The sequence below is a fragment of the Sphingobacterium puteale genome, from assembly GCF_003627955.1.
Classification (GTDB): domain Bacteria; phylum Bacteroidota; class Bacteroidia; order Sphingobacteriales; family Sphingobacteriaceae; genus Sphingobacterium; species Sphingobacterium puteale.
The window spans coordinates 32,249-57,569 of sequence record NZ_RBWS01000008.1 but is presented as its reverse complement, the minus strand read 5'-3'; the positions used below and the strand labels follow the sequence as shown (position 1 = coordinate 57,569).

Annotated in this window: 15 protein-coding genes; 4 read left to right on the top strand and 11 right to left on the bottom strand. The window is 39.9% G+C overall.

The window, feature by feature from the left end:
• Positions 1-11: 11 nt before the first annotated feature.
• From D7322_RS11060 to D7322_RS11030, 7 genes are all read right to left on the bottom strand, one after another.
• Positions 12-3,377 carry a SusC/RagA family TonB-linked outer membrane protein gene (locus D7322_RS11060; RefSeq protein WP_121124191.1) on the bottom strand — a complete coding sequence of 1,122 codons (3,366 nt, stop codon included), beginning with the start codon at positions 3,375-3,377 and terminating at the stop codon, positions 12-14.
• 3 nt (positions 3,378-3,380) lie between these two features.
• Positions 3,381-4,337 carry a FecR family protein gene (locus D7322_RS11055; protein ID WP_121124189.1) on the bottom strand — a complete coding sequence of 319 codons (957 nt, stop codon included), beginning with the start codon at positions 4,335-4,337 and terminating at the stop codon, positions 3,381-3,383.
• Between the two features lie 56 nt (positions 4,338-4,393).
• Complete coding sequence (locus tag D7322_RS11050; protein WP_121124187.1) at positions 4,394-4,948, bottom strand: RNA polymerase sigma-70 factor; 555 nt, start codon at positions 4,946-4,948, stop codon at positions 4,394-4,396.
• Between the two features lie 287 nt (positions 4,949-5,235).
• The gene (locus tag D7322_RS11045) at positions 5,236-6,828 is read right to left on the bottom strand and encodes a DUF3843 family protein (RefSeq protein WP_183078671.1); all 1,593 of its coding nucleotides are present in this window, start codon (positions 6,826-6,828) and stop codon (positions 5,236-5,238) included.
• A 210-nt stretch (positions 6,829-7,038) separates the two neighbouring features.
• On the bottom strand, positions 7,039-7,839 hold the full coding sequence (locus D7322_RS11040; RefSeq protein WP_220700061.1) for a tyrosine-protein phosphatase: 801 nt from the start codon (positions 7,837-7,839) through the stop codon (positions 7,039-7,041).
• 177 nt (positions 7,840-8,016) lie between these two features.
• Positions 8,017-9,990: a DUF4836 family protein gene (locus tag D7322_RS11035; RefSeq protein WP_121124182.1), complete on the bottom strand. Its 1,974-nt coding sequence runs from the start codon at positions 9,988-9,990 to the stop codon at positions 8,017-8,019.
• Between the two features lie 5 nt (positions 9,991-9,995).
• Entirely contained in the window at positions 9,996-10,700 is a 705-nt protein-coding gene (locus D7322_RS11030; protein WP_147430372.1) for a hypothetical protein, read from the bottom strand.
• A gap of 373 nt (positions 10,701-11,073) precedes the next feature.
• Between D7322_RS11030 and D7322_RS11025 the strand changes: the two genes are divergently transcribed.
• Together D7322_RS11025 and D7322_RS11020 are read left to right on the top strand one after the other, a co-directional pair.
• Positions 11,074-12,678, top strand: a complete 1,605-nt coding sequence (locus D7322_RS11025) for a DNA/RNA non-specific endonuclease (RefSeq protein WP_121124178.1) — start codon at positions 11,074-11,076, stop codon at positions 12,676-12,678.
• A 234-nt stretch (positions 12,679-12,912) separates the two neighbouring features.
• Positions 12,913-13,557, top strand: coding sequence for an HAD family hydrolase (locus D7322_RS11020; RefSeq protein ID WP_121124176.1), 645 nt, complete (start codon positions 12,913-12,915; stop codon positions 13,555-13,557).
• A 133-nt stretch (positions 13,558-13,690) separates the two neighbouring features.
• Here D7322_RS11020 and D7322_RS11015 read toward each other — a convergent pair whose 3' ends face one another.
• From D7322_RS11015 to D7322_RS11000, 4 genes are all read right to left on the bottom strand, one after another.
• Positions 13,691-15,196 carry an alpha-L-fucosidase gene (locus D7322_RS11015; RefSeq protein WP_121124174.1) on the bottom strand — a complete coding sequence of 502 codons (1,506 nt, stop codon included), beginning with the start codon at positions 15,194-15,196 and terminating at the stop codon, positions 13,691-13,693.
• Between the two features lie 87 nt (positions 15,197-15,283).
• Entirely contained in the window at positions 15,284-16,891 is a 1,608-nt protein-coding gene (locus tag D7322_RS11010; protein WP_121124172.1) for a beta-N-acetylhexosaminidase, read from the bottom strand.
• 125 nt (positions 16,892-17,016) lie between these two features.
• Positions 17,017-18,759 (bottom strand): RagB/SusD family nutrient uptake outer membrane protein, encoded by a 1,743-nt coding sequence (locus D7322_RS11005; protein ID WP_121124170.1) that lies wholly within the window; start codon positions 18,757-18,759, stop codon positions 17,017-17,019.
• A 12-nt stretch (positions 18,760-18,771) separates the two neighbouring features.
• Positions 18,772-22,029, bottom strand: a complete 3,258-nt coding sequence (locus D7322_RS11000) for a SusC/RagA family TonB-linked outer membrane protein (protein WP_183078670.1) — start codon at positions 22,027-22,029, stop codon at positions 18,772-18,774.
• Between the two features lie 305 nt (positions 22,030-22,334).
• On the opposite strand from D7322_RS11000, the gene D7322_RS10995 reads away from it, so the two are divergent.
• Together D7322_RS10995 and D7322_RS10990 are read left to right on the top strand one after the other, a co-directional pair.
• The gene (locus tag D7322_RS10995) at positions 22,335-24,569 is read left to right on the top strand and encodes a glycoside hydrolase family 2 protein (protein ID WP_121124168.1); all 2,235 of its coding nucleotides are present in this window, start codon (positions 22,335-22,337) and stop codon (positions 24,567-24,569) included.
• A 199-nt stretch (positions 24,570-24,768) separates the two neighbouring features.
• The gene (locus tag D7322_RS10990; protein WP_121124167.1) at positions 24,769-25,047 is read left to right on the top strand and encodes a DUF4342 domain-containing protein; all 279 of its coding nucleotides are present in this window, start codon (positions 24,769-24,771) and stop codon (positions 25,045-25,047) included.
• Positions 25,048-25,321 lie beyond the last annotated feature (274 nt).

The following is a 25,321-nucleotide window of genomic DNA, read 5'->3' as shown; positions in this document are numbered from 1 at the left end:
TGTTTAAAAGGTTAAAAGGTAAGGTTCACGTTAAATCCGATATAACGCATCGATGGCGAATTCAAGTCTTCCGATCCGGTATCGGGATCCGAGAAACGAAATTCTTTTGTCCACAGCAGCAGATTCTGCCCAGTTAAACCAACACTCGCCTTTTTTGCCTTCAATTTAGAAGCAAATTTATCCGATACACGATAGCTTAAAGAAAGTTCCCGTAACTTAATAAATGTTTCATCCCAGTAGTTCCAACGACCAGAATAAGCCCTTTTATAGTATCCTTCATACGATACAACCTGATCATTTTTTTCAAACACACGCGTATCTTCAGTGATCTGACCATATTTATCATATTTCACGGTACCCGAAACAATCTTCACACCCGGAGCGATAAACGTCTTATTACCATTAACAACTTCCTCATAACGGAATTTGGTATCAGAATCCGGATGCGAGCCGGTCTGCCATAAACGGGCATTCATTGTTGAATAAGACATTCCTTTTATGCGGCCGTCGAGACTGAAGCCGAAAGTAAAATCCTTATAGCGGAATTGATTCGAAAATCCCCAAAACCATTTTGGAGCGGTATAACCGACCAGCTGATTCGCATATTGCGCCGAGATCGGCATTCCCGAACTATTCAAAACTAACTGTCCATCAGGTGCGCGCTCCCAATCTTTATATTCAATATAGTCAGCACGAAGTCCCTGTTTTACATACAAAGCATCTTTCGAATATTCTGGGTCTAATTTGTGAAAATAACGTAAGTTCTGAGAAAGATTTATGGTAGCATCCCATTGAAAGTTCACTCTTTTGATCGCGGTTGTTCCCAAGGTAATTTCATGCCCCTTGGTCATTTCCTCTTCTTTTGTATTAATCAGACGCTCTTCAAAACCTGTTGTTTTTGAGATCTTTGCTTTAACAATCTGATTATGCAACAATCGATAATAACGCGTATAATTACCGTAAATCCGATTTTTCAACATAGCAAAATCAAACCCAAATTCTGTTAAATCACGTTGGGTCGGAGAAATTGAATAGTCTTTGATAATATTGGGGTAAGATGCCGTGGGCATACCATTCCAGACATTGCCTTTCACTGTAAAAGCCGAATGAACTTCATAAGGGTCCAAGACAGATTTTGTTACTGCCCAGGATGCCCGCACCTTAAACATATCTAGCCACATTGGTTTTGAAGCCAACAAATCTGTCACCACCGCGCTTGCAGATAATGATGGATAAAAATAAGAGCGATTTTCTTTTGTCAATGTTGAAACCCAATCATTTCGTCCGGTTGCTTCCAGAAAAAGCGCATTTCGCCATGAAAGTGACAACCGCCCATAAATACCATTACGCATTTGACGCGGGCGGATTTCTACGGAACTCACTGGACCGATCGAATTACGCAAGGAGTAAAATCCGGGAATCGAAAGTCCGTTCATTGTACCCGTAACCAGTGTCTGATCCGAGCTATAGAAAATAGACCCTCCCAACAAGCCGTCTAGACCAAAATCGCCAAAACTCTTCTTACCAGTTAAGATTGCGTCATTCGTTGTGCTAAAGCCATTGTCATTCGCCTTGACATATTTCCCCTTGCTATCAAATCCGCCAAAAACAGACAGGTCGTTCCTAAAATCACTAAATCCTCCACGAGTTCCATAAATACCAATTGGATTGCGTTGCGTTCTGTTTTTACCATAATAATCATAGCCTGAACGCAACATAAATTTTGCCCAGTCATTTATTTTGTAATTCAAGGTCACCGCAGCATTTACCTTATTGATCAATTCTGGCGTGATTTTCTCATGGGCAATCAAATATGGATTATCATACCAACCTTTATACATCCAATTTTGCGACTGGTCTTTAACAAGCCAATAATCCTTGTAATCTCTCAGATCGTATTCCGGACCGGTCCAGACAAGGATGTTATAAATATATCCCTGATCATTATAACCTGATCCAAAATTGGTTGAGGAAGAACTCCGATTATACCCCAATCTAGCCTCCAAATCTAATTTATCATTTATTTTAGTAGTCCCGGTCACCGAAATATTGGTCAGATTCAGCTTCTGATTCGGATACTGTCCCTTGTTGTAAATATGATTAATTGACGTCCGTATACTACCATGTTCCCCTTGGTTTGTAAAGCTTACCGTGTTATTGGAAATAAACCCCGGTTCTAGGAAATTTTTAAAATTATTTTTCCCACGGGAAGTCAATTGCTGTACTTCATAGGCTTTTGTAATCGGATTCCACTGCTCCGCGGTACGGCCTATATCCAGTTTATCCCCCCATACATAATCATCGTTGTTAAACTTCCCGGATTCGCCAGAAGAATAACTATGTTGAACCTCGGGAAGAGCAAGGTAACCTGAAAAGAACATATTATTGGTATTAACCGTTATTTCGGTTCCTTTGTCAGCTAGTCCTTTTTTCGTGGTAATCATAATTGCTCCACCTTCTCCTTTACTACCATAAAGTGCTGTAGCAGTTGCTCCCTTCAAGATATTCATGTCTTGTATATTATCCACAGGAACATCTCTCAAATCCATATTTTCGTACGCCACACCGTCGATTACTAGAATTGGCGTCAGTCCGCGTACTTGTATTTCGGGTGTTTTATTAAATTCCGTGCTATTTAACACCCGTACGCCCGAAACACGTCCGGTTAAGGTAGTTCCAACATCGACCCCTTTTACACGTGTTAGATCCTCTCCTTTTACACTTTGCGTTGCATATCCCAAAGCCCTTTGCTCACGCTTGATCCCCAACGCTGTTACCACAACTTCTTCCAGTGCTTCCGAGGACTTAACCAATTTTACTGTACCTGCCTGTGCAACTGGAATATCTACCGTTTCATACCCCAGATAGGAAATTTGAAGCACGGCACTTTCTGTCGCAGGCGACAACTTGAACAAACCATTTTGGTCGGTTGTCGAAGCTAGGTTCGACCCCTTGATCCGTACAGTAACTCCAGCAATAGGCAAACCCGTCTCCTGATCTACAACCTTGCCACGCACCTCCTTTTGGGCATTTATTGTCCGCCCATTTTCGTTCCTTGAAACCGCTATATTTTTCTTGGAAACGACATACAGTTTATCATCAATTTTCTTCACCTCGAGATTTCCATCTGAGATCGTCTGTATAAACTGGACAATCTGATCTTTTTTGAGGTGGTCGACATTCGCCGTCGCATTGATTTTTTGATCGGAGATGGAGGCATCGTAACCAAATTTGACGTTGAATTTCTGTTCCATTCGGGCAAGAATCTTTCCTATGCCTTCACTGGCAGAAAATTGGGAAGCCATACTTTGAAGCGCCAGAGACTGAAATAGCAATGCTCCGCCCATAAGTTTTAGATAGTAATTGGTTCTTTTCATAAATTACTTTTTGTGGATAATTATTTGATTAAACGCTGTATTGAGAATTTTCAATGATTTTTCTAGATCACTTGCGGGCAGATAGCCAGTAAAACTTTTTGTTTGAAAGGAATCGATCAATTCTAAGTTATAATCCGGATAAAGATTGTTCAGGTCATTCACAATTTGCAAAAGTGGAACTTGATTAAATGATAAAAAGTCACTTTTCCAATTGGATGCTGTTATGGTATCAACAGCAGTGACATTAAATTGCTTATGATGTACATCATAAGCTACTTGCTGCCCAGGAAGAAGAACAGCATGTTGTTCACCATGGTTAACCTTAACTTTACCATGATTTAAAACTAGATGTGTCTGTAGAGGAGAACATTTCAAATTGAATGCGGTACCCAAAACCCGCACATCAAAATCGCCTGAATTGACAATAACAAATGCCTTATTGGGATTTTTGGAGACTTCAAAAAATGCCTCTCCTGACAATTTCACCTTTCGTAAGCTGTCAACAGCGAAATCGGATAGTACTGAAATATTAGCTCCCTGACGCAGGGAGATATGCGTGCCGTCCAACAAAATAATACGCTTGACAAATTTTGTTGGGTTCGAATATTGAATCGCAGTAAACTTAGCTTCCCGCTGTATCGGTTTAAATACAAGAGAAAAAAGAAAAACAAAACCTGCAAGTAACAATGTTGCTGCGATCGCAAGTACCGCCCTTTTGCGGCTCCAAATTGATTGAATTTTAGGATTTAATTCAGCTCCCGTGATCGAATAAAAAATATCATCCGAGATAGAATTATCCAAATCACAGGTACGAGCATCCAATGCAATTACCTCCTCCAAATCGGGTAAATCATCTTTATCGCAAGAAGTCAGTAAATCTAAAAATATGGTGTTTTCCTGCGGAGTCAACTCCCCCAAGAAATATTTTTTGTATAGTGCAACTAGTTTAGGATCCATCATCTTCGTGATCTTTTAAATACATATACGTATCTAAAGAACGATAAGACGACGCTACACTAAAAAATAGTTAAGAAGATCAACAGGGCTATTGAAATCTCAAAATTATCCAGGATATATTGGCGTACAAACTTATTTCCCTTGACCAGCTGATCACGGACGGTATTGACAGATATGCCTAAACGATCCGCAATCTCCTGATTATCCAAAAACTCTTCCTTGCTTAATAAGAATATTTCAAGACGTGCTTTAGGAAGTTTTTGAATTGCTTCCCGATAGACACGTTCTAAGTCTTTAAAACGGATAGATTCTTCATTCGAATTATCCACCAAGGTGGTGGCATCAATCCCTGCAAGGTTAAATTGAAACCGCACTTTTTGCTTCCTAAGTTCATCAAATACGAGATTTTTAACGACGGTATATAAGTAAGACTGGGGATTTCTTGTTTCATCCAATTCCTTCCATTTATTCCAAATACGAGAAAATGCCTCCTGAACCAAATCGGCGGCAGTATCCTTTTCTTTCACATGTAATAAGGCATATTTATAAACCTTATCTTTGTAAGACAAAAAGAATTTTTTAAAATCTGGGATATTGTTATTTTCAGTAGGCATCCTTCATCACTTATAATTGATGCTACAAGTTTAGGGAGAAATTTTCAAAATATTTGAATGAAAATGCACCATCGCTCAAAGCTCGGTTTCACCTTCGGTAGCCATAACGTTTTAAATACAATCCATTTACATACAATTAACCCTTGTAGTTCAGATTCCAGAAATTTTCATAAAGGTATTGTTGTAAGGTCAGGAAGTCGATTCTTGTAATAAGATTAAATTCATTAAAAAATCCCATTGGGATCTCCAATGGGATTAAAAAATGTATACGCACTGAATAGACAAGGTTATTTTATGAGCGGGAATGGCCCCAAAAAGTAACTTCCTCTTTTATAGAAACGAAGGAAAAAATCCAGTATAGGCTCTTCCAACGGGAAGAAGAATTGTTTGTCTACCTCCGTTTTGAATAAGCTGGCGTAGTACTTTGACAATTCACCCGGAAAAAAGTCTTCGACCAAAAGATTCAAGAAATAACGGGCAAACGGAACGTCTGCTCGGGTTCCCTCCACTTCCTTTTCAATAAATGGGTTATGTTCCAATGGAAAGAAATCTTCTATTCCACCAAATACCTCTAATCCTGTCTTTGGGTTGAAGAAAACCGTCACTTTCGCATCTGCTGTCAGATCCAAATTCGATTCCGGAAGTGCTGATTCCTCTTTGCCTGGATATTTTTGCAGATATGTTTGAAAGAATTTGCTTGCAAACTCTTTCACTTCTCGCCCCTCCATAAAAGCTACAGCGGCCTTTTGCTCAGACTGGAATAATTTACCCATATCTTTCAATTGCTTCTCTGTTTTTTTCAAGCTTTTGTCCTTACCAGCCATCGCTTCAATGCGGTAGGTCATCTCATATTGTTCCGGCAGATCGAAATTTACTTCCTCTGGATTGACCACCGTCATAATTCCGGACAGATTCCAGGCATCTTTCCAAGGAACAATTTCCATGTAAAAAGATAATGTCGTTGAAGGCTCTGCAAATTCCCGGATTGAATCTTTATAAATCTTGAATACCGTTTTTGTATTGATATGTTTTACATGGACAAACTGTTCATCCGTTTTTACATAGTCAAAAAAGCTATGGATGCGGTTCCCCAGCGTCTTGACGGAACTATAAAGGGCATGTTCCTTACCAACCACTTCCGCAACAAATTCAGATGATTTAAGGGCAAATAAGTGCAGTCTATAATTATTGAAATGATTATCACGGACCCGATAGATCATTTGCTGCAACTGTGCCTGATCGTGCTGATATCTTCCCAATTCTGCAACCTGCATCAGATGGTTAAGATTGGTATTATACTCTCCTGCTGTCAGATAGTTTGTTGCGACAAGTTTTTCGATAAAATTACGAACCTCAAAATAATCCGCATTTTCATCCAATGTATATTCTGATTTTAACTTTGGATTCTCAGGGGCCACTTCATAATGTTCCTCCAGAATAGCATAGGTAAGATCCGTTACCAACTGTATCAAACGGCCATGAGGATCAATAAACAGATGCGGGTTGCGCTCACTAAAAAATAACCAGGCTAATACAGCAACATCTTCACTATTGATATCCTCAGGATAGTAATCCAACAGATCGTTGTCCTTGTAGAAGGGTAGGAACTCATTGTACAATTCTTTATGAATGGTTCTAAAAGCCGCAAATATCCCTGTGTTGGCAATAACATCCTCCAAATAACAGGTCAGGTAAATACTTAATGTTTTTAAGGCATCAGTCTGAATTAGGTCATTCGTTTCCGGTTCTTCAAACCATAATGTCGATAAATTATCGTTGATCTGATTGGCAACTTTTAAGTAATAACTATCTATATCGTTTGCTTTTTGGTAAGTATGATGTGCAATCCAATCTTGAATAAAAATTCTGTTTCCTCTCATATGAAAAATGCTAAATCCAAAAGTAGCCAAATTTTCGAAATTTCCATGATTACAAAACACATGCATAAACGAAAATAATTTCGACAAATCCATCTGACCGGTAAAGAATAAAAGAACTCCCGATAAATTCGTCCCATCGACATGAATGAGCGTTTAGCAGAAACAAAAAAAGATGCCTTATGAGCATCTCTGTATCGTATTTTTTTTCCTTTATCCTGCGGCGGTGACATTATCATTGCTTCCCAAATGATCGTGAAGCGTCGGATTTAAGATATTACATGTTTTTAATAAGTCGCGTACGGGATATTTCGCAACAATCTCCTCCAGCGCAGTCAAATGACGGTTATGATGTACATCCGTCCCAACGAAATCGTACATACCCGATTTAATCATCGTTAAAGCTGCAGATTTCACTTCAACACCATAGTATCTGCTGACCGACAGCAGGTTTAATTGCAACATACAACCAGCATCTTTGATCTGCTTGTACATATTAAAATTATAATGGTAATAATTATAACGTTCTGGATGTGCCAATATAGGCTGATAACCAAGCTTTTGAATGTCCAGAATAGTTTGAAATAACGCTTTGGATTCCTGCAGGTAAGACATTTCAATGAGCACATAGCCCCCAGGCATTACACAAAGCTCGTTGGTATCGATCAACCTTGCAATTCCGTCATCTATCATATGCTCAGCTGCAGGATAAATCTCAGGAATATTAGGCAGGTGTTTTATACCATTCACCAACTTGTCTTTGGCATCCTCGATTGTTTGGATTGAATTCGGATGCACCCCATCCATAATATGCGGTGTACAAATATATTTTTCAAATCCCATTCTTCCCAAGCCTTTCAACAAATCAATTGATTGTTCAACGGACTGACTTCCGTCATCTATTCCCGGGAGAATATGGTTGTGCATATCCACTTCTAAAAAGGCGAGTGTCCCAACAACCTTTATTTTTGAATCTTGAGTTTTGTTACCAAACAGTTTTGAAAATATCCCCATATCAAGTACAAATCGTTTTTTTATCCTATTATTTGCAAATAACAAACCACAAAAATACCATTATTGGTCTAAACATCGTGTAACATTATATCAACATTATAAAAATATAACCTTAATATTACAAACTTTGCATCAAACAACTCTACAATTAAATTGTTTGATGCTCAGTAAATCTTCCTATTTGTCAATCTCCAGTAGAATCTGGTCAATCATATAACTAATTGCCCCCTCCTTTGTCTGTGGAAGCTTTGAAGACATCTCTGCCTCCATACGGTTACCGACGATTCCTTTCGAGGTGATTGCCGTACTGCCATATTGATTCAGTTGTGCAACAGTTTTGTCCCATTGTCTTCCGGGACTGATGCCCATCTCCTGAAGCATAGCGGGCAACTTTTGCAGGTCAAAAGCTGCTGACATTTTATTTTGTTTCATCAATTTAATAAAATCTTTATTCGCAGGGGCTGCCATCTTATTTTGGCGGATATCAAATAGCGATAAAGAATCATTACTTACCATCACCAAATCATCTTTCAACAGCACATACATCGGGAAATCCATTGCTTTTTTTGAAGAAAATGCATAGATACCATCCTGTGTTTTACCTAAGGTTTTGGCAATCGCTAGATCCAGTCCTTTTTTTATCAGACGTTGATCCTTCGAAGTAAACATCCAGATAAATACCGGTAAGGTTTCATCCTTTGTTTTCTTTACTTCCGTGGCATTATAATCATCGTCATAGGTATAATCAATATATTCTTTTCTAAATTTACGCAAACCATTGACCACAAAAAGATGATCTCCGGGCATTACCTGTGCAATGGCTTTCTCATCTAGTGCAACTTCAAGCGCCATCAGCCCCCACTCAACTAAATCTTGCTGAGGCCCCAATAACCCGCCATAGTATTTGGCCATATAACCAGGCATATCGCGTAAATAAGCTTCTGAATTAATATTAAAATTGAAGAACCCAAGCGTTTTATCGGTCAAATATTTACTGAATTTTCCATTTGGCTTTCTGGCATAAAACCGTTTTGACATTTCAGCAAGATCTCTATCTAAGCCTATCGAACCCTTTAATTTCAATATATTTCCTTCTTGCGATAAATCGAGCACTCCATCCTGATATCCTGTTCTAAATTTATCCATATTGATGCCCATATAGAGATATGGAATGGATTTATAAGGCATAAGGCCGCGGTAAAGTTCTTCAACATGCGGTACGTACAGGCGGATCAATCCCAGGTTTTTCAGCACCTTATTCTGATCCGAAACAGAGAGCGGTTTATAGGAAGCAGACAGCAAACGCGTAGCTTCTCCTGTCAACCATTTATCACGAAGCGCATTGCGTATGGAATCATTTTTTCGATTTTGATCCGCATAGGCTGTATAAAGCGAATCGTAATAACTTGGATCATGCAGTTCCGCCGGAGCGACATCCATTGGCACTGGCACAGCTTCCTCCACACTCGCCACGACCGTATCTGGCACACTCTCTACAATAATCGGCGAGCTCGGTAGTTCTATTTTCTTTTCCCCTTCTTCCCATTCTACTGCCACTGCTGCCGAATCCGCAACTGCCGCCGCAGAATCTATCTCTGAAGAATATGCATCAGCCGCAGGGGCCATATAGGATACTTTTTTTATCCCATAGCGGTTTGCAACGGAGTCGTTGTCGAAGAAGGTACTACTCATCGTCGACGAAATAAAGCGTGCCAGTCGGTCATTATAAACCAACATACTCCCCGGTTTCAGTGCTATCGTTGAATAGCCATTGGCAAAGGGTTTAGACTCACCCGCATCATGTAATAATTTTTCAAACTGACCTTTATTGGACAGCGGAAATATAAACTCGATAAAACTCACGCTATCTGTCTTTCTGCTATAGAAATAAGACGTCTGCGTAAGGTCAATACCTAGGTTTTTGATATCATTCCCAACTGAAGCACCCGACTTTTCAATCTTTTTGAAGAGGCCGGCTTTCTGAAGCAATTCGTTCAATTTGCTTGCATTTGCTTTCTGCACAATCTCCTTTACATTAAAGGCCGCGATCATTTCAGCTTCTTCGGGAATGAGCTTAATTAAATCTTGCGATTTCACGCTCCCCATTAGGGACAGACATACCAGTCCGGTCAATAAAATTTTTGATTTCATATAGGTTATTTTGTTAATGTGATTTTATTTGCCAAGGTAGATTTACCATAGACCAGATCAGTAAATAATAACTTTAATAGTACTCCCCTCTTGTTTCCGGCTACTTTTGCTTTACTATTTTCCTGTGATGCAAGCGGTTTTTCAAACCGAATGATCTGGGTATAAAAAGCATCTGCAAATTGCGCCGTGTTATCGCTTCCCAACTGATTGAATTTAGCCTTCCAGGTGTTAGAGGCTACAAATTTACGTTCAAATATATTGGTCTGCACATTATAATAATATCGATTTGAGTTTGAGATCTTCGTTTTAAACCGATTTGCCAATATATCAGAAAAAGCATTTAACGATTCGATCTGACTAAAATCACAAGAAATATTGACAATAAAGTTTGTGAAATCTGTTCGATACTGTACATTAGAGATACCCTTCGTCTGTTTAAGCATCTGAACCGCAGCCCGGATCTCCTTTTCCATTTCAGCTTGCGTTGGTATCTGTATCCCTTTAATACTTTTCATCTTCATCAAGGATGAGACTTTTGTTTTACTTTTACTTAGATTCAATGTTGCTGCGATATGCCCCGAACCGTTAGGCTTAAGGTCAATCTGTTCGACAAAGTCAAAACAACCGGACAATGTAAAAACCGTTACCAATGCAAATAAAGCCATACAAAGTCTGTTCACTAGTCCTTTTAATTCAAATACTCCCTTCATTTCTTATCCGTACAGATTAATAATTTATCAAATCAATATATGTTCGGACATTAACAGCAAACATTGTGCTATTTTCTTTTCTTTAGGAAAATTTCAATAAAAACTCCTTAAAATATACCCTCCAAACTACAATACTACACTAACCATCATTGTTCGTAAAACCTGCACAAAATCAATTAAGGACTAAAATGTCACAGCTTGAAGTAGTTGAGAATACCATTTGAAGCCAATCAAAAAAAATAATTACATCTAAGAATCAAACACATACTTTTGCGAAACATTTATTGAAGCAAAAATGCAGGTTAGTGCTCTTTTTGTTTAGTTTTTCTAGTTACTTTTGCCGTCTCATTATTTACAAACACTAACGATCGAAATGATTTACAAGCTAATGGCTATTCCACAGCATACCATGTGTCGGATAGTTTACCTGATGACCGCATTACTTACCTTCAACGCATGTCAAAAAAATAATTCCCGAATTGAACATACTGCGCTACAATTTACACCTACCATCGTGGGGCAAATAAAAACGAATGCGATAGAAAGCCCCTGGAATAAGAATGATCAAATTGGCGTTTATATGATCAGAAACGGACAGCCATTAAGTTCAAGTTCTATTATGAATGGAATTAATAATCACCTATTTACCATTAATGGCAAAGTATTTCAAAGCAAAACTCCCAGTTATTTACCCAATGAACCAGTGGATTTCATTGCCTATTATCCTTACAGACCCATTAGCGATTTTAAATACCCTCTTGATGTAAGTGATCAAACAAACTTATCGACATTGGACTTCATGTATGCAAGCAATACAAAAAACATCAGCAAAACGAACAATACAGTCCCGCTTAATTTTGTAAGACAGTTAAGCAAGATTTCTATTCACCTTTCCATAACCAATACGGCCGCTTTGGAAGCCGGACCGATCACAGTAAGTATTCCATCAGTACATACAACAGCAGGATTTGATCTCTCAACAGGCAAATTGAATATCAATACGAATGAAAAAAAAGATATTCAAGCAAACGTAACGGCGAGCAGCACGCAAACCGCTACAATAGAATTCATACTTCTTCCCGGAGAGAACATCACCCAAAAGACAATTAAATTTATAGCTCCGAATGGCGATCGTTATACCTGGACAACACCGCAAAATGAACAGCTAAAAAAACTGATCGGCGGGAATCTTTATCGTTTTAATATCAGCATTAACAATGGTAAACTAAGTGGTGAAACCGGCAACTCTCAAGCTTATCTTGAAATCCCCAAAATGAACGATCTGAGTAATGATGAGGTCTTTGTACAGCACTTTCTTCCCGACGCAAAAACGGAAAGAAACTATGCGATGTTGTACAATAAAACACTTAAAATGGCTTACTGGGTTGCTTATCCGTTATATCGTGATATTTTAGGCTCTGGCAATCGCACCGATGCATGGGCATATGACCCCGCCGTATCAACAGCATTTCAACCAACGCTATTTAAAGGATTTCAGCCCACAGGTTATGACCGCGGCCATCAACTTCCCAGCGCGGATCGAAACCTGAATATAACGCAGAATAAAACAACATTTTACTTCACCAATATGACAGCACAAGCATCCCGTCTCAATCAGGGACTCTGGGCAAATCTGGAAACAAAGGTGAGAACCTGGACCGCACAGTGTGACACCATGTATGTTGTAACAGGAGCAATGCCTACAAGTGAGATGGACAACCTACTTGACTTTGCCACGGACAATGACGGGAAAGACATAGCAAAGCCAAAGTACTATTTCAAAGCATTGGCCATGAAAAAAGGGAACGAATACTATACCATTGGCTATAAGATCGACAATATTACCCCGCCATCAGGAAGTACTTTTGACAGTTACAGATTAACGGTAAGCGAACTGGAAAAAGCAACAGGCTTTACTTTCTTTCCCGATTTAGACAACGCAAAAAAAGGGAGTATAGATAGCCGTATCTGGAAATAATTCATCGTTTAATTATACTATTTCATTCAGATTAAAACAGCCGTTTGGCCTGGATAAAACAAAAAAATCCGAAGATTTCTACTGTTAAAAGTCAAAGCACGATTATTTGTGCTTTGACTTTTTACTTAACCGTATCACCACTTGTGCTCCAAAAAACTTGACATTCCTAGAAAAACACCATTTTTTAGATGAATATCACTATAAATCCATCGCGGTTTTTATTAGATTTAGCCCATGAAGCTAATAATATTTGATCTGGACGGTACATTGCTGGATACTTTGCAAGATCTTGGGGACAGCTGTAATGCCATTCTTCAACGATACGGCTATCCCATACATCAACTGTCCGCCTATAAGAAATTTGTAGGCAATGGTGTACAAAAATTGATTGAACGCGCATTACCTGAAGAAGCACGATCAGAAAACATAATTACTACTTTGCTTACTGCATTTAAAGCATATTACGAGCAAAAGCCTGTCTCGCACACAAAACCATATGCCGGAATTATACCGCTACTAGAAGAATTGAAATCGTCGGGTTATTTGATCTCAATAGCATCCAATAAATATCATGAGGCGGTTATTCCTTTAATTAAACAATATTTTCCCACGATCGCTTTTGATCTCGTCCTTGGTCACCGCACAGGACATCCGCCCAAACCTGATCCAGACATTGTCCTGGAAACCCTACGAAAATTAGGCATAGCAAAAGAGAACTGTTACTATGTTGGTGATTCTTCCATTGATATGGATACCGCCAATAACGCTGCTGTGACTGCAATTGGTGTGACTTGGGGCTTTCGCGAGGAGAACGAATTGAGACAGCACGGCGCAAAACATATTATCCACCATCCACAGGAACTGTCGGCTATTGTATAAAAGAAAAAGCGGAATCTAAATCAACACTGATTTAAATCCCGCTTTTTTCGATCACTCCCAATCGTCCGCTGGAGTAGGGTTCATACGCATTTAAAATGAAATGAAATTGTGAAATCCAACCTAATGCAGGAAATTACATCTTTGCATCCATTAATTTATCACTTTGCGATTTTGGTTTACCTAGTTTCATTTTTACAACGAAAGCTTGATCTGCACGAAATGTCCCCGGAAGAACAACATCATAGTAGGTATTCCTGTCAAGATCCAACCCAATGTCGGAACGTTTAAGATCCAAAGATTGACCATCTTGCAACAATACAGCTTCCACCGGAACCTCCGCAGCGTTTTTAGGAACAGCAATACGTACAATATTGTTGACAGGGCGGTTAAACACAGTAAGGTAGAGGTTGTCGGCCTTTTTCGTGAAATACCCCAACTTGGATGGCGCAAGCCCCGCATGTCTGACACCATATACAGCTTCACCATTTATTTTGATCCAGTCCCCGATTTCCTTGGCTAGCTTATCCTCTCCCGGATGCATAAGACCGTTCCCATCAGGCCCAAAGTTCAACACAAAATTGCCATTCATGGAAACACAATTCATCAACATATCGATCAGATCTTCTGAGGTCTTCGTATAAATTCCAGACCAGTCTTTCATATAACCCCAACCATTCGGAGGGATCGTCATGACACAGTCCCAGTCACGTCCCTCCAACCATTCAAATTCTTTCGGCATTTTGCGTTCCCAACCTTGTTCATAATCACCTAACATTTCACCATTGGAGTCGAAATGTCGTTTTCCAAATTCGTCATTTCTAAATCGGCTTCCGATAATCAGTCCCGGATGTTTTTCACGCAGCTCTTTTTCTAATTTATACGTAAAATCATACGCTTGGATCCAAGATTGATCCCAAGTACCATCAAACCAAAAACCTTTTATTTGCGGGTAGTTTTGTAGAAGCTCTAGCAACTGATTACGCGTATATTCCAAAAACTTATTGAATTTAGCCTTTTCTTCAGGAGTAGAGGGAGCTTTCCCCATATAGTTTGAATTATTCCATTCGAGAATTGAAAAATACAAAAATACATCTATTCCTTCTGCCGTATAAGCATCTACGACCTGTTTGACAATATCTTTTTTGTAAGGGCTTTTCTTGACTGTGTAGTCTGTATACTTAGAGGGCCAAAGGGCAAATCCATCATGATGCTTTGTGGTAAAAATAAGATACTTCGCCCCCATTTCTTTAGCCTGTTTAGCCCATTTTTTTGCATCAAAACCTGTAGGATTAAACTGCTTGTAGAGGTTATCATAGGTATTCTTCCAATCTTTCGGTGCTGTTGGTCCGCTCCAGGTACGTATCCATTCGGATGCTGCCGCTCCCTTACGTGCGCTTACTCCTTCCCATTCATTACCGGGAATTGCATACAAGCCCCAGTGGATAAATTGTCCTAATCCATAGTTTCGGAAACGTTCCATCGCCTCATCTGTCCGATGTGCGGGCGTTAAAGGTCCATATTTTACGTCTATTTTGTTTTCGACCTTCTTGCGAGGACCTGTCCATTGCGCCGAAGTAGTTTTTACCCCCAGCAATATACCGCCAAGAATCAATGCTTTGACTAATTTGTTATATTTCATCTTATTAATATTTCTTTAAAAATGACTCCCTCCAACGACGAAAAAAATCTATGTTTATTGACCAGATATATATTTCTCGTCCGATGATTACTTTGGATTATCTATATATTGTTTTTGTGATTTTTTGATCACTGCAGGCTCTGGGTTACTGTCCTTAAAAGGATCAAAGTAATAAAGTCCCTGATCACGGTACAAAGGCAAATGCTTTTTTAGTTTCTTTGTAAATTCATCAAAATCACGGCCTGCTCCCGGCACCCATGCCGCCTCCGCTAATGCGGCTATTCTAGGGAACACAAGATAATCTAAACGATTAATATTGGTCACCGTTTCTGTCCAAAGATTGGCCTGGATACCCAAGACCTGTTTTTTTCTTTTTCCCAAACTATCCAATTGACTTCCAGCAAAATTATACACATCCTGCAAAGGATTAAAGCCTTTCCCCCATTTACGTCCATACTTATGATTCTCCTGTTGCACAAAGTCAAAATACATGGGTAACCTAGGTGTTAATATAGTCTGGTAGCCTTTATCCAAAATTTTTACTAGCTGCTCTGGTCTATCATGGCGCCACCACATCATGACGGTCTGATCCTTGGCCAGCTTGGCGTCCACCATTTCGTCCCAAACAATAATCTTTCCGTTTATCCTAGCCACAGAATCAGCCATACGGCGAATAAAATACTCTTCAACTTCTTTGTTGGACTTTAGGCCAACTGTCTTTTTCAGCTCCTGAACTTTGGCATCATTATCCCAGGCATCGCTGCCAAAGGCGACCTCATCTCCTCCCAAATGAATATAGACAGTGGGAAACAGCGATTTCACTTCACGCAAAACATCGGTCAAAAATGTATATGTTGTATTCTTGGCGGGGTGAAAAGTGAAATCGGGGTGCTTTTCGTTCCCCCCACCAGAGAGAAAAGGATATGCGCGATTGGCCGCTGTAGCGTGCCCTGGCATATCAATTTCAGGAATGACCTCAATATTTCGCTCAGCAGCATAGGCAATGATTTCGCTGATATCTGCCTGACTATAATACTGTACCGAGGCATAAGGATCAAGATAATTGCCTATCCCGCCAACCTGAGTTAACCAAGGATATTTTTGTATGCTCAGGCGCCATGCCGGTTCATCTGTCAGATGCCAATGGAACTTATTCAACTTATAAAAAGCCATCCAATCCAGTAGAGATTTCACTTTCTCCTTGCCGAAAAAATGGCGCGATTCGTCCAGCATAAACCCGCGCCAGGCAAATTGCGGTTTGTCTTCGATCTCTACTGTGTGTAATCGAATCTGATCACCTTTGTGTTCAGCCGCAGCGAGTAATTGGTCAATACTCGATACAGCGTTGAGCATGCCCGCCCGACCGGAGGCATAAATTTTTATAGCTGTACCTTTAATCGAAAGCTTGTAAGCCTCTTCAGCCAATTTATCGTCTCTTAGCAAACAGATATTCGCAGCATCTCGTTGGTCTGTAATAGAACTGGTCAGACCATATTTGGCTAATACAAGTCTTTGAAAGTACTGTCTTCCTGCTCCGAATACCGGATCAGCAAAAACAAGGAGTGTATTCTTTACTACAATCTGTTTATCCGAGACTTTCACATACAGAGGCTTTGGAATAATGTCTACTTGCCCCTGGACATGTTGTATGACAAAAAAAGAGAAGCAGAAAAGAAAGATGCTATTTAAGTTCATCAAAATTTGGTTTAGTAAGTTTCAAAACAATATTCCAACATATCATCATCGTAGATACTGTTCATCAAATTAATCATCCGCGAAAAACAAAAAAAGGAAGATACCCGAAGATATCTTCCTCATTCTTAATCCCACTTGGGATTCTGTGTAATTTTATCATTTTTTGCAATCTCCGAAGTCGGAATTGGCCACAAATAATCTCTTGGAGTCTCAAATCTTCTTAAAGAAGCATCCTGTAAAATAATATAATTTTTGTCATTTATCGGAGTCTTTGCATCCCATTTTTGGTCTTTATCAGTCAGATACTCTGTGAATAGATAACTTCCCAACAACGTTTTTGGCAATTCCACTTCCGCTGTTTTCCAGCGGATTAAATCCCAATAGGCAAATCCTTCAAAAGCCAATTCTACATTTCGCTCCCGGCGTATTTCTTCGCGCATATTCAAGCCATTACTTGCGACTAAAGCATTAGTTAATTTGCCCATAGAAACAAAATTAGGTGCAGCAGCTGTACCGATATTCACCTGTGGCAAACGTGCTCTCAACTGATTAATTGTTTTATCCAAATCTACATCATCAATAAATTCGTCCGATTCTTTCAATTCATAAACAGCTTCAGCATAGTTCAATAACACCTCTGCATAACGCAAAACAGGTTTATCTATATAGGATGCCTGTCTTGCCCAGAACTGCTCATTAGCATACTTACGGATTCCAAACCCGCTTCGTTGTCTGCTTGGGTTAGGAATCGTATAGTTACCACCTGAAATATATTCATCTCCTCTTTTAAACAACGTAAAAGCCATCCGCGGATCACGTTTGTTAAAATATTCGGCATGTGTCATCGTCTTATCGGGTTCTTGATACAGGGGTGACTTATTCGTAGGAAGCCCATCTACCATCACATAATTATCAACGAAATTCTGGGTGGGCACAATAGAATTCCCTTCATAATAGCGTTGCACAGGCGTAGAAACGATACTGTTATCCTGACTGATACCATAACCCCTGACCAGAATATTTTCTCTGTTTGCCCGGCCTTCTCCAGCCAATTGGAATAAGTTGAAATAGGCATTGTTTGTAATTTGACCATTTACTGTCGCCGGTTGAGAAAACAAAGCATGCATATTAGAGCTCATCACAGCTTCTGCCGCTTCTTTTGCCATTAAAAGGTGTTTCTGAAATTCGCCATATTTATGAAACTTTTCCCGTGTTCCTTCAAATAATGCGACCCGCGATTTAAAAGCCAAAGCTGCCGTTTTCGAAACACGACCATATTCCTTTGCGGTGTTAATCTCATCAGCAGTACGTAGTGCCTCGATCGCATAATCCAGATCGTCAAAAATTAATTGCAGTACCTCCTCTCTCGAGGCTCTTGGCAAATAGACATCAGGATCATCCACCAACATGGTTTTAGTAATCAATGGAACGCCACCAAAGCGCTTGAACATCTCAAAATAATACCATGCTCTAAAAAAGTGAGCCTCACCGACATACCAATTCACCTGCTTAGGATCCCCTCCTTTTGCCAATACTTCTTTGGACTTTTCAATCAATTTATTTGCCTGAAAAATATTGGAGTAGTCGTAGTCATCACTTGTTGCGGGTTTTACACGGGAGCCGTCCGAAATAGGATCTCCTTTGTCATTGGGATAAGCAAAAGTCGACCAGTTGTCCATATTTACTTCCTTTTGTGTCAGTCCCGGCAATGTTGTATAGAAATAGTTTGCCGCCAGGCGTAAATCAGCGACCGTATTCCAAAAACCGACATCTGGTACGGTCGTTTCTGGCAATTCATCAATTTTACACGATTGCACCGAGCCAAGTGTAAGGGAAGCGAGCAGTATATATATAAATTTTCTTTTCATGGTAATCAATTCTTAAAAATCAAGGTTTATTCCAAACGATATTGTCCGAGCAAATGGATAAGGGGAAGCGATCTCCGTCGTTGAACCTTCTCTCGTTGGTTTCATCTCAGGGTCAACTACACCTTTGAATACCCCCATTTTGGATAATGTCAACAAATCCTCTCCTGAAGCATAAAATCTAATCCGTTCAAACGGCAGTCTCTTCATCTGATCTTTTGTCAATGTATAGCCGATCTGAACGTTTTTCAAACGGGCATAAGCACCGCTCAGATACCATTTACTTGACTCCTGGAAATTCTGCGTTCCCTCAAGATAAGGTCTTGGGAAAGCTGCATTGGTATTATCCGGTGTCCAATAGTCAGTTTGGAAAGACATAGGCATATACCAAGAAGCCAGTAAAGGTTGAATCAGTTCATTGCTAGGTTTAAATTTTCGTTTGGCAATTCCCTGAATAAACATACCCAAATCAAAGTTTTTATAGCTCAAATTGATATTAAAGCCATACTGATACCTTGGATTGATATCCCCCAGATATACTAAGTCACCAGAATCTCCCAGTCGACCACCACCTGGGCTTATTTTTCCATCACCATTGACATCGACATATCTGACATCCCCCAACCCGGGAACTCCTGCTTTGTTCAAGAGCTCTTTATAACTCGGTGCTTGTGCAAGATCTGCTTCGGTTTGGAAATAGCCATCCGCCTGGTAACCCCAGATTGAATTCAGTGCATAGCCCTCAACCCGTGGATTGACACCCGCTTTGATGATATTACCGGCTCCTCCATATCTTACCAACCTATTCTGATTGTCTGCGAGGTTGAAATTTACGTTATAGGAGAAGTCCTCACCGACCTTATCGCTATAGCCAAGGTTGAATTCCCAACCCCAAGTTTTGAGCTTTCCATCGTTTGACCGCGGGATTTTTATACCCAACGTTTCGGGCAGGTCAACCGCCACCAACATATTGTTGTTATATTTGTTGTAATAGTCGAACGAACCTCTAAGTTTACGCTTCAAAAAGCTAAAATCTAATCCAAAATTCTGCGTTTCAACGGTTTCCCAGCTAATTCCCAAAGCAGGAAGCATATCCTGATAAATATAAGATTGTTTGGTATCACCCAAAACAACACCAGTTCTTCCTGGGTCTGTATTAGGTCCGATCTTTAATTGCGCCAGAAAATCATAATAACCAATCCCAACCTGAGAACCGACTTTACCCCAAGACACACGTGGTTTCAATTCACTCACGACATCTGCAATTGATTCAAACCACGCTTCGCGGCTCATATTCCACCCCACAGAAAAGGATGGAAATACCTTCACACGGACACCTGGAAATAAACGTGAACTTTCATCACTTCGAACGGTGGCCTCAAAAAGATATTTTTCATCATAGTTATAGTTAAACCGTCCAAAATATGCTTGCATCTTCCCACGTTCAGCGCGCTGTTCGTGTGATTTATTCAAGGGATCAGAGGTAAAATTTAAACTTGGATTATCATTGACATACAAGTTCTTTGCACTCGCGGTAATCTGTCCAAAATCGTAAGACTGAAACTGATAACCACCCATAAGATGAAAATTATGTTTCTCTGCTAGCTTGAAATCATAATCCGCAATTGCCTGATAATTTAGCGATAATGTCTTATAGTCCGTGACAGCATAGTTATTCGGATTATTCAATTGACTTGCCGTTTTGGGATCTGGACCAGAATAATAGGTAACAGTCCTTCTAAAATTGCGATTTTGTTGGTTTGTGTTCTCGCGGCTATACATCAATTTGACATTTAAGCCCTTTACAAAATTACTCAACGTCGCCGTTACATTATTGAAATAGGTATCTTTTCGGTCCCGGTTAAATCCACCATCTTTCATTAAAGCGTAACCGATAGCTGACGAGGTACCGCTCCGATAGTAAGTACCATCTTCGTTATAAAGCGGAAAACGCATACGTGAAGAGTAAAACTGGCGCAAGATTCCATTTCCACCACCATCAATACCATAGCCACCATCCTGTGGATTATCGGTTGCCTGATTGATATAGGCAGACCCAATATCCAATTTTAAATATTTATTTACCTGAGCTGAGATATTTGCACGGGCATTCCAGCGTGTGAAATGATCTTCGCCTACTTTGAACATCCCAGCTTGGCTCATATTACCAAGTGAGGCCATGTAAGTAATTTTCTCACTACCGCCCGAAAATTGGATATTGTTGTTGTACAGATTATAGGACTTCTTAGCAACCTCGTCAATTAGATTCTTTTGATTATAGGTACGCCATTGTCCATTCGCACCCAAAACGAATGTTGGACCGTTAACCGCGTAGTTTAGATCCTCATCATTATACTCTGGTGCTAAACCGGCATTTGCGCGACCAAGATTCATATATTTCATCTCCTCGACCAGCGAAAGACGGTCGGGCATATTAGAAGGCATCTGGATACCCATATTGCTCATCACAGTAATACGTCCAGGACCAGTTTTTCCTCTTTTGGTCTGGATCAGAATAACACCGCCTGCAGATTGAGAGCCGTAAATCGCTGTCGCTCCACCATCTTTTAGTACACTGATATTTTCAATATCGTTCGGATTTAACCCTTCAAATGTTGAGGGAGAACTGATCACACCATCGATTACATACAGAGGCGGCACATTATCCGTAGCGGAAGAAGCGCCCCGCAACTGGATCGTTAGGCCCTGTCCCCCTGGTTTACCCGATTGCCTGGTAACGACCAAGCCGGGAGCCGCTCCTTGAAGCATATTTGCTACTGTCGGTGCGGGACGGTTTTGTAAGACCTTGGTGTCTACCTGTGTCACAGCACTGGTCATATTTGTTTTCTTCTGGGTTCCATAGGCGACCACCACGACTTCCTCCAGCATATCTTCCGATTTCGCAAGTTTCACTAAAGATGATTGATTCGCTACGGCTTCTTTAGCGACGTAACCAACAAAATTAAAAAGTAGCACTGCATTCGAGGAGGTCACAGCTAACGAGAATTTCCCCTGACCATCCGTTGATGTAGAATGCGAAGTTCCTTTCTCGGAGACCGTCACACCCGCGATAGGTTTTCCATTTTCATCAACAACTGTACCATTGATTTTCTGCTGAAAAGCAGACATTGAAGTGTTATTTTTTACTGTTGATAGATGGGAATTTTTAGCCTGCGCAGTGCCCATTACCGAAAATGCGACCACCGGCGTCAAGAATGCGAGATGACAATACAACCTGGTTTTTCTAAATTGGTGCAAGTAAGGTCTATTCATATTATGTTTTCTAAGGTTTGTTAGTGTTGGTAATTTGGTTCTATATCCGATGCAATTGTAAAGAAATTATTAAGTTATTACCCAAAGCCAAATTCAGTCAATCGTTTGCGCAACTCTCGAAAACGTTGTAGTGTATATCATACAAATAGATCAATAAAGAAATAAAAAATGTTTTCACGGAAAAATAAAATACATACAGTTAATTTGTTTTCAATAAATTGTTTTCAAAAAAAAGGCGGGATTAGGCATTGTCTTTTTGTTGGTTATATTTGAAAACGAAACAAATACCCTAAGTTTAAAACCACATGATCAAAAGGATTTTTTATACGCTCTTCTTAATCGGGATAACGATGCTGAACCTGCATGCCAGAACCGTCATTCCGTTCAATGCAAACTGGTCGTTCAAAAAAGGTCCATTTTCCAGCTCAGCCCTTGACTATAACCTCACGTTTGATGGAAAATGGCAACTTGTTACCTTACCACATACCTGGAATGCAACAGATATGCAGACAAACGAAATCAAACCAGGTAGCCTTGGAAAAAACGAACGCTTTTATACTGGTGACGCTTATTACCGCAAAACATTTGTTCCTGGATCAGATTGGAAAGGTAAACGCATTTTCATCCGATTTGAGGGAGTTAACACAAATACCGAGGTTTATTTAAATAATAAACCCCTTCCTGCCAAAACGGGGAAAAATGATATCACTTATGATAACGCGCTACGAAATGGCAGTTACAATTTTGTTGGCCGGCATCAGGGAGGCTATTCTGCTTTTGTCTTTGAATTAACCAATATGCTTCAATCGGGAGTGGACAACGAGCTGTTGGTCAAAGTAAATAACGAAGCAAGTCCTCAGGTTATTCCGGTCAACCATACCCTATTCCCCATGTACGGAGGTATTTATCGGCCTGTTGAACTTATTATTACTGAAGATATCCATGTTGCCGTGAATGATTTTGCTTCCCAAGGAATCTATGTCACGCAGCAAAATGTTTCGAAAAAAGCTGCGGATATCGCTTTGAAGATAAAAATTGACAACAAGTCTGGAAAAATACAACCGATCGAATTGCTAACAACCATTTTTGAAAAAAATGGCAGTATTAAAGCAAAGCAACAAACGGATTATACATTACCGCCTCAGGGCCGTCAGGTATTATCACAACAAATTGCAGTCAAAAATCCACATCTATGGCAAGGATTGGATGATCCTTACCTCTACCGTGTGGTAACACAGATTAAAAAAGATGGCCAAATCATCGATGAAGTGACGACACCTTTAGGTATTCGCAAATTTGAATTGCGTACTGGCCAAGGTTTCTTTTTAAATGACATCAAGTATCCTCTATATGGCGTATGCCGGCATCAGGACCGCTGGGGCAAAGGCTCAGCCTTGAGCAACGCCGACCACGATGAAGATCTATCCATTATCAAAGAAATGGGAGCCACTTCCATCCGTCTGGCACACTATCAGCAGTCAGCATATTTCTATTCCAAATGCGATAGTATCGGGCTTGTGATCTGGGCTGAAATCCCATTTGTGAATCGTGTGACGACATTGGAAGACAATAACGCCCAACAGCAGTTGAAAGAACTAATTCGACAAAATTTTAATCATCCTTCCATCTATATCTGGGGGATGCATAACGAAGTTTACTCCCCGTCTGCCTACACCGTAGAACTCACGACCAAACTAAATGATCTCGCTAAATCCGAAGATCCGGATCGTTACACCGTCTCCGTCAGCGGATACAATGTAATTGATCATCCGGTTAACAACAACGCCGATGTACAAGGGATCAACCACTATTTCGGCTGGTATAACGGTGAACTGGAAGACAAATCCCCAAAGGATGACGATGTAGCCACATGGGCGCAACGGATAAGTAAAGAGTTCAAAGACTACAAGATTATCTTTTCTGAATACGGTGCCGAAGCAGTTCCTGAGGATCAGGCGGAAGAGGTAGGCAATTTCGGCAACCAATGGAGCAATCCATCATTTTTCCCAGAAGAATATGCAACAAAATTCCATGAAGTCCATTGGGGCGTAATCTCCAAAAGCCCTATTTTTCTAGGGTCATACGTGTGGAATACTTTTGATTTCGCCACACCGATTACCGCACTGAACGTTAATCCAAGAAATTATAAAGGACTGGTTTCTTTTGATAGAAAATTGAAAAAAGATGGATTTTACTGGTATAAAGCAAATTGGAGCAAAGAATCGGTATTGTATGTCACCCAACGCCGTATGATCAATCGCGGAAATCAAATCACCCCTGTAACTATTTATTCCAATAGAGGTGAACCAACTTTAACCGTTAACGGAACTGTTATCAAAGGCGTTAGAAAAGGGCAAACAGATGTGCACTACATTTTTGATAACGTCAAGCTCACGAAGGGAGCGAACACCATCGAAGCTAAGATTGTACAAGAAGACGGAAAGGTATTAACAGATCGTATTCATTGGAATTACGACCCCTCTTATAAACAAAATGCCGCTGGACCAACAAAATCCAAAACAGAGCATGTGGGTCTTTAATTCCAATACGACATAACACCACTCAAAAGAAGCACCAATAGTCCCTGTATTATTGGTGCTTCTTTCGCCACTGACCGACGCATGCCCGTCATTTACCGAGATTCTTTCCTGATTAGCCTAATGACGCTCCCCCCTTCAGCAAATCTCCCCTACCTTTGAGATATCAAATAAGAAATAAAAACATTAAAAAATAAACATCATGGCAACTAAAACAACATTCAGCATCAACAGCAAAACGATCACAAAAGCTTTTCAAGACCTTTTTGATTCATTTAAAAGCTCACGCTTAAAGGTTTCTTCCAAAAATGGGCAGGAATACCTAAATATATCTTTACTGCTTGCGGTAATCATCGGTATTATTTTTCCTATCGCTTTTGTCGTTCTTATTATCCTTATGCTAGTTTGCAACCTTCAAGTAGCCATTTTACAAGAAGACAAGCAGGAAGATGAAAAACAAAAAATGATTGAATTAAAATAAGCTGTATCCAACATAATTTAACGCGAACGGGATGCTCTTTGCTTAGCATCCCGTTCTATTTTTATGCATATTTTACTTACCAGATTGGAAAACACGTTACTCCAGCGTTGGATTAAATTCTCCACCCCAATCCTTATTTTGCCTGAGTTTCGTTTTTTTATATAAGCCATCAAATATGCTATAGTCAGTCTATATCTATAGAATATACTTAATATTTTGCTAAGTCTCTCGTCAGCCATCTTGTTATTAAGTCGTTCCTCATTTTCTCTGCCTC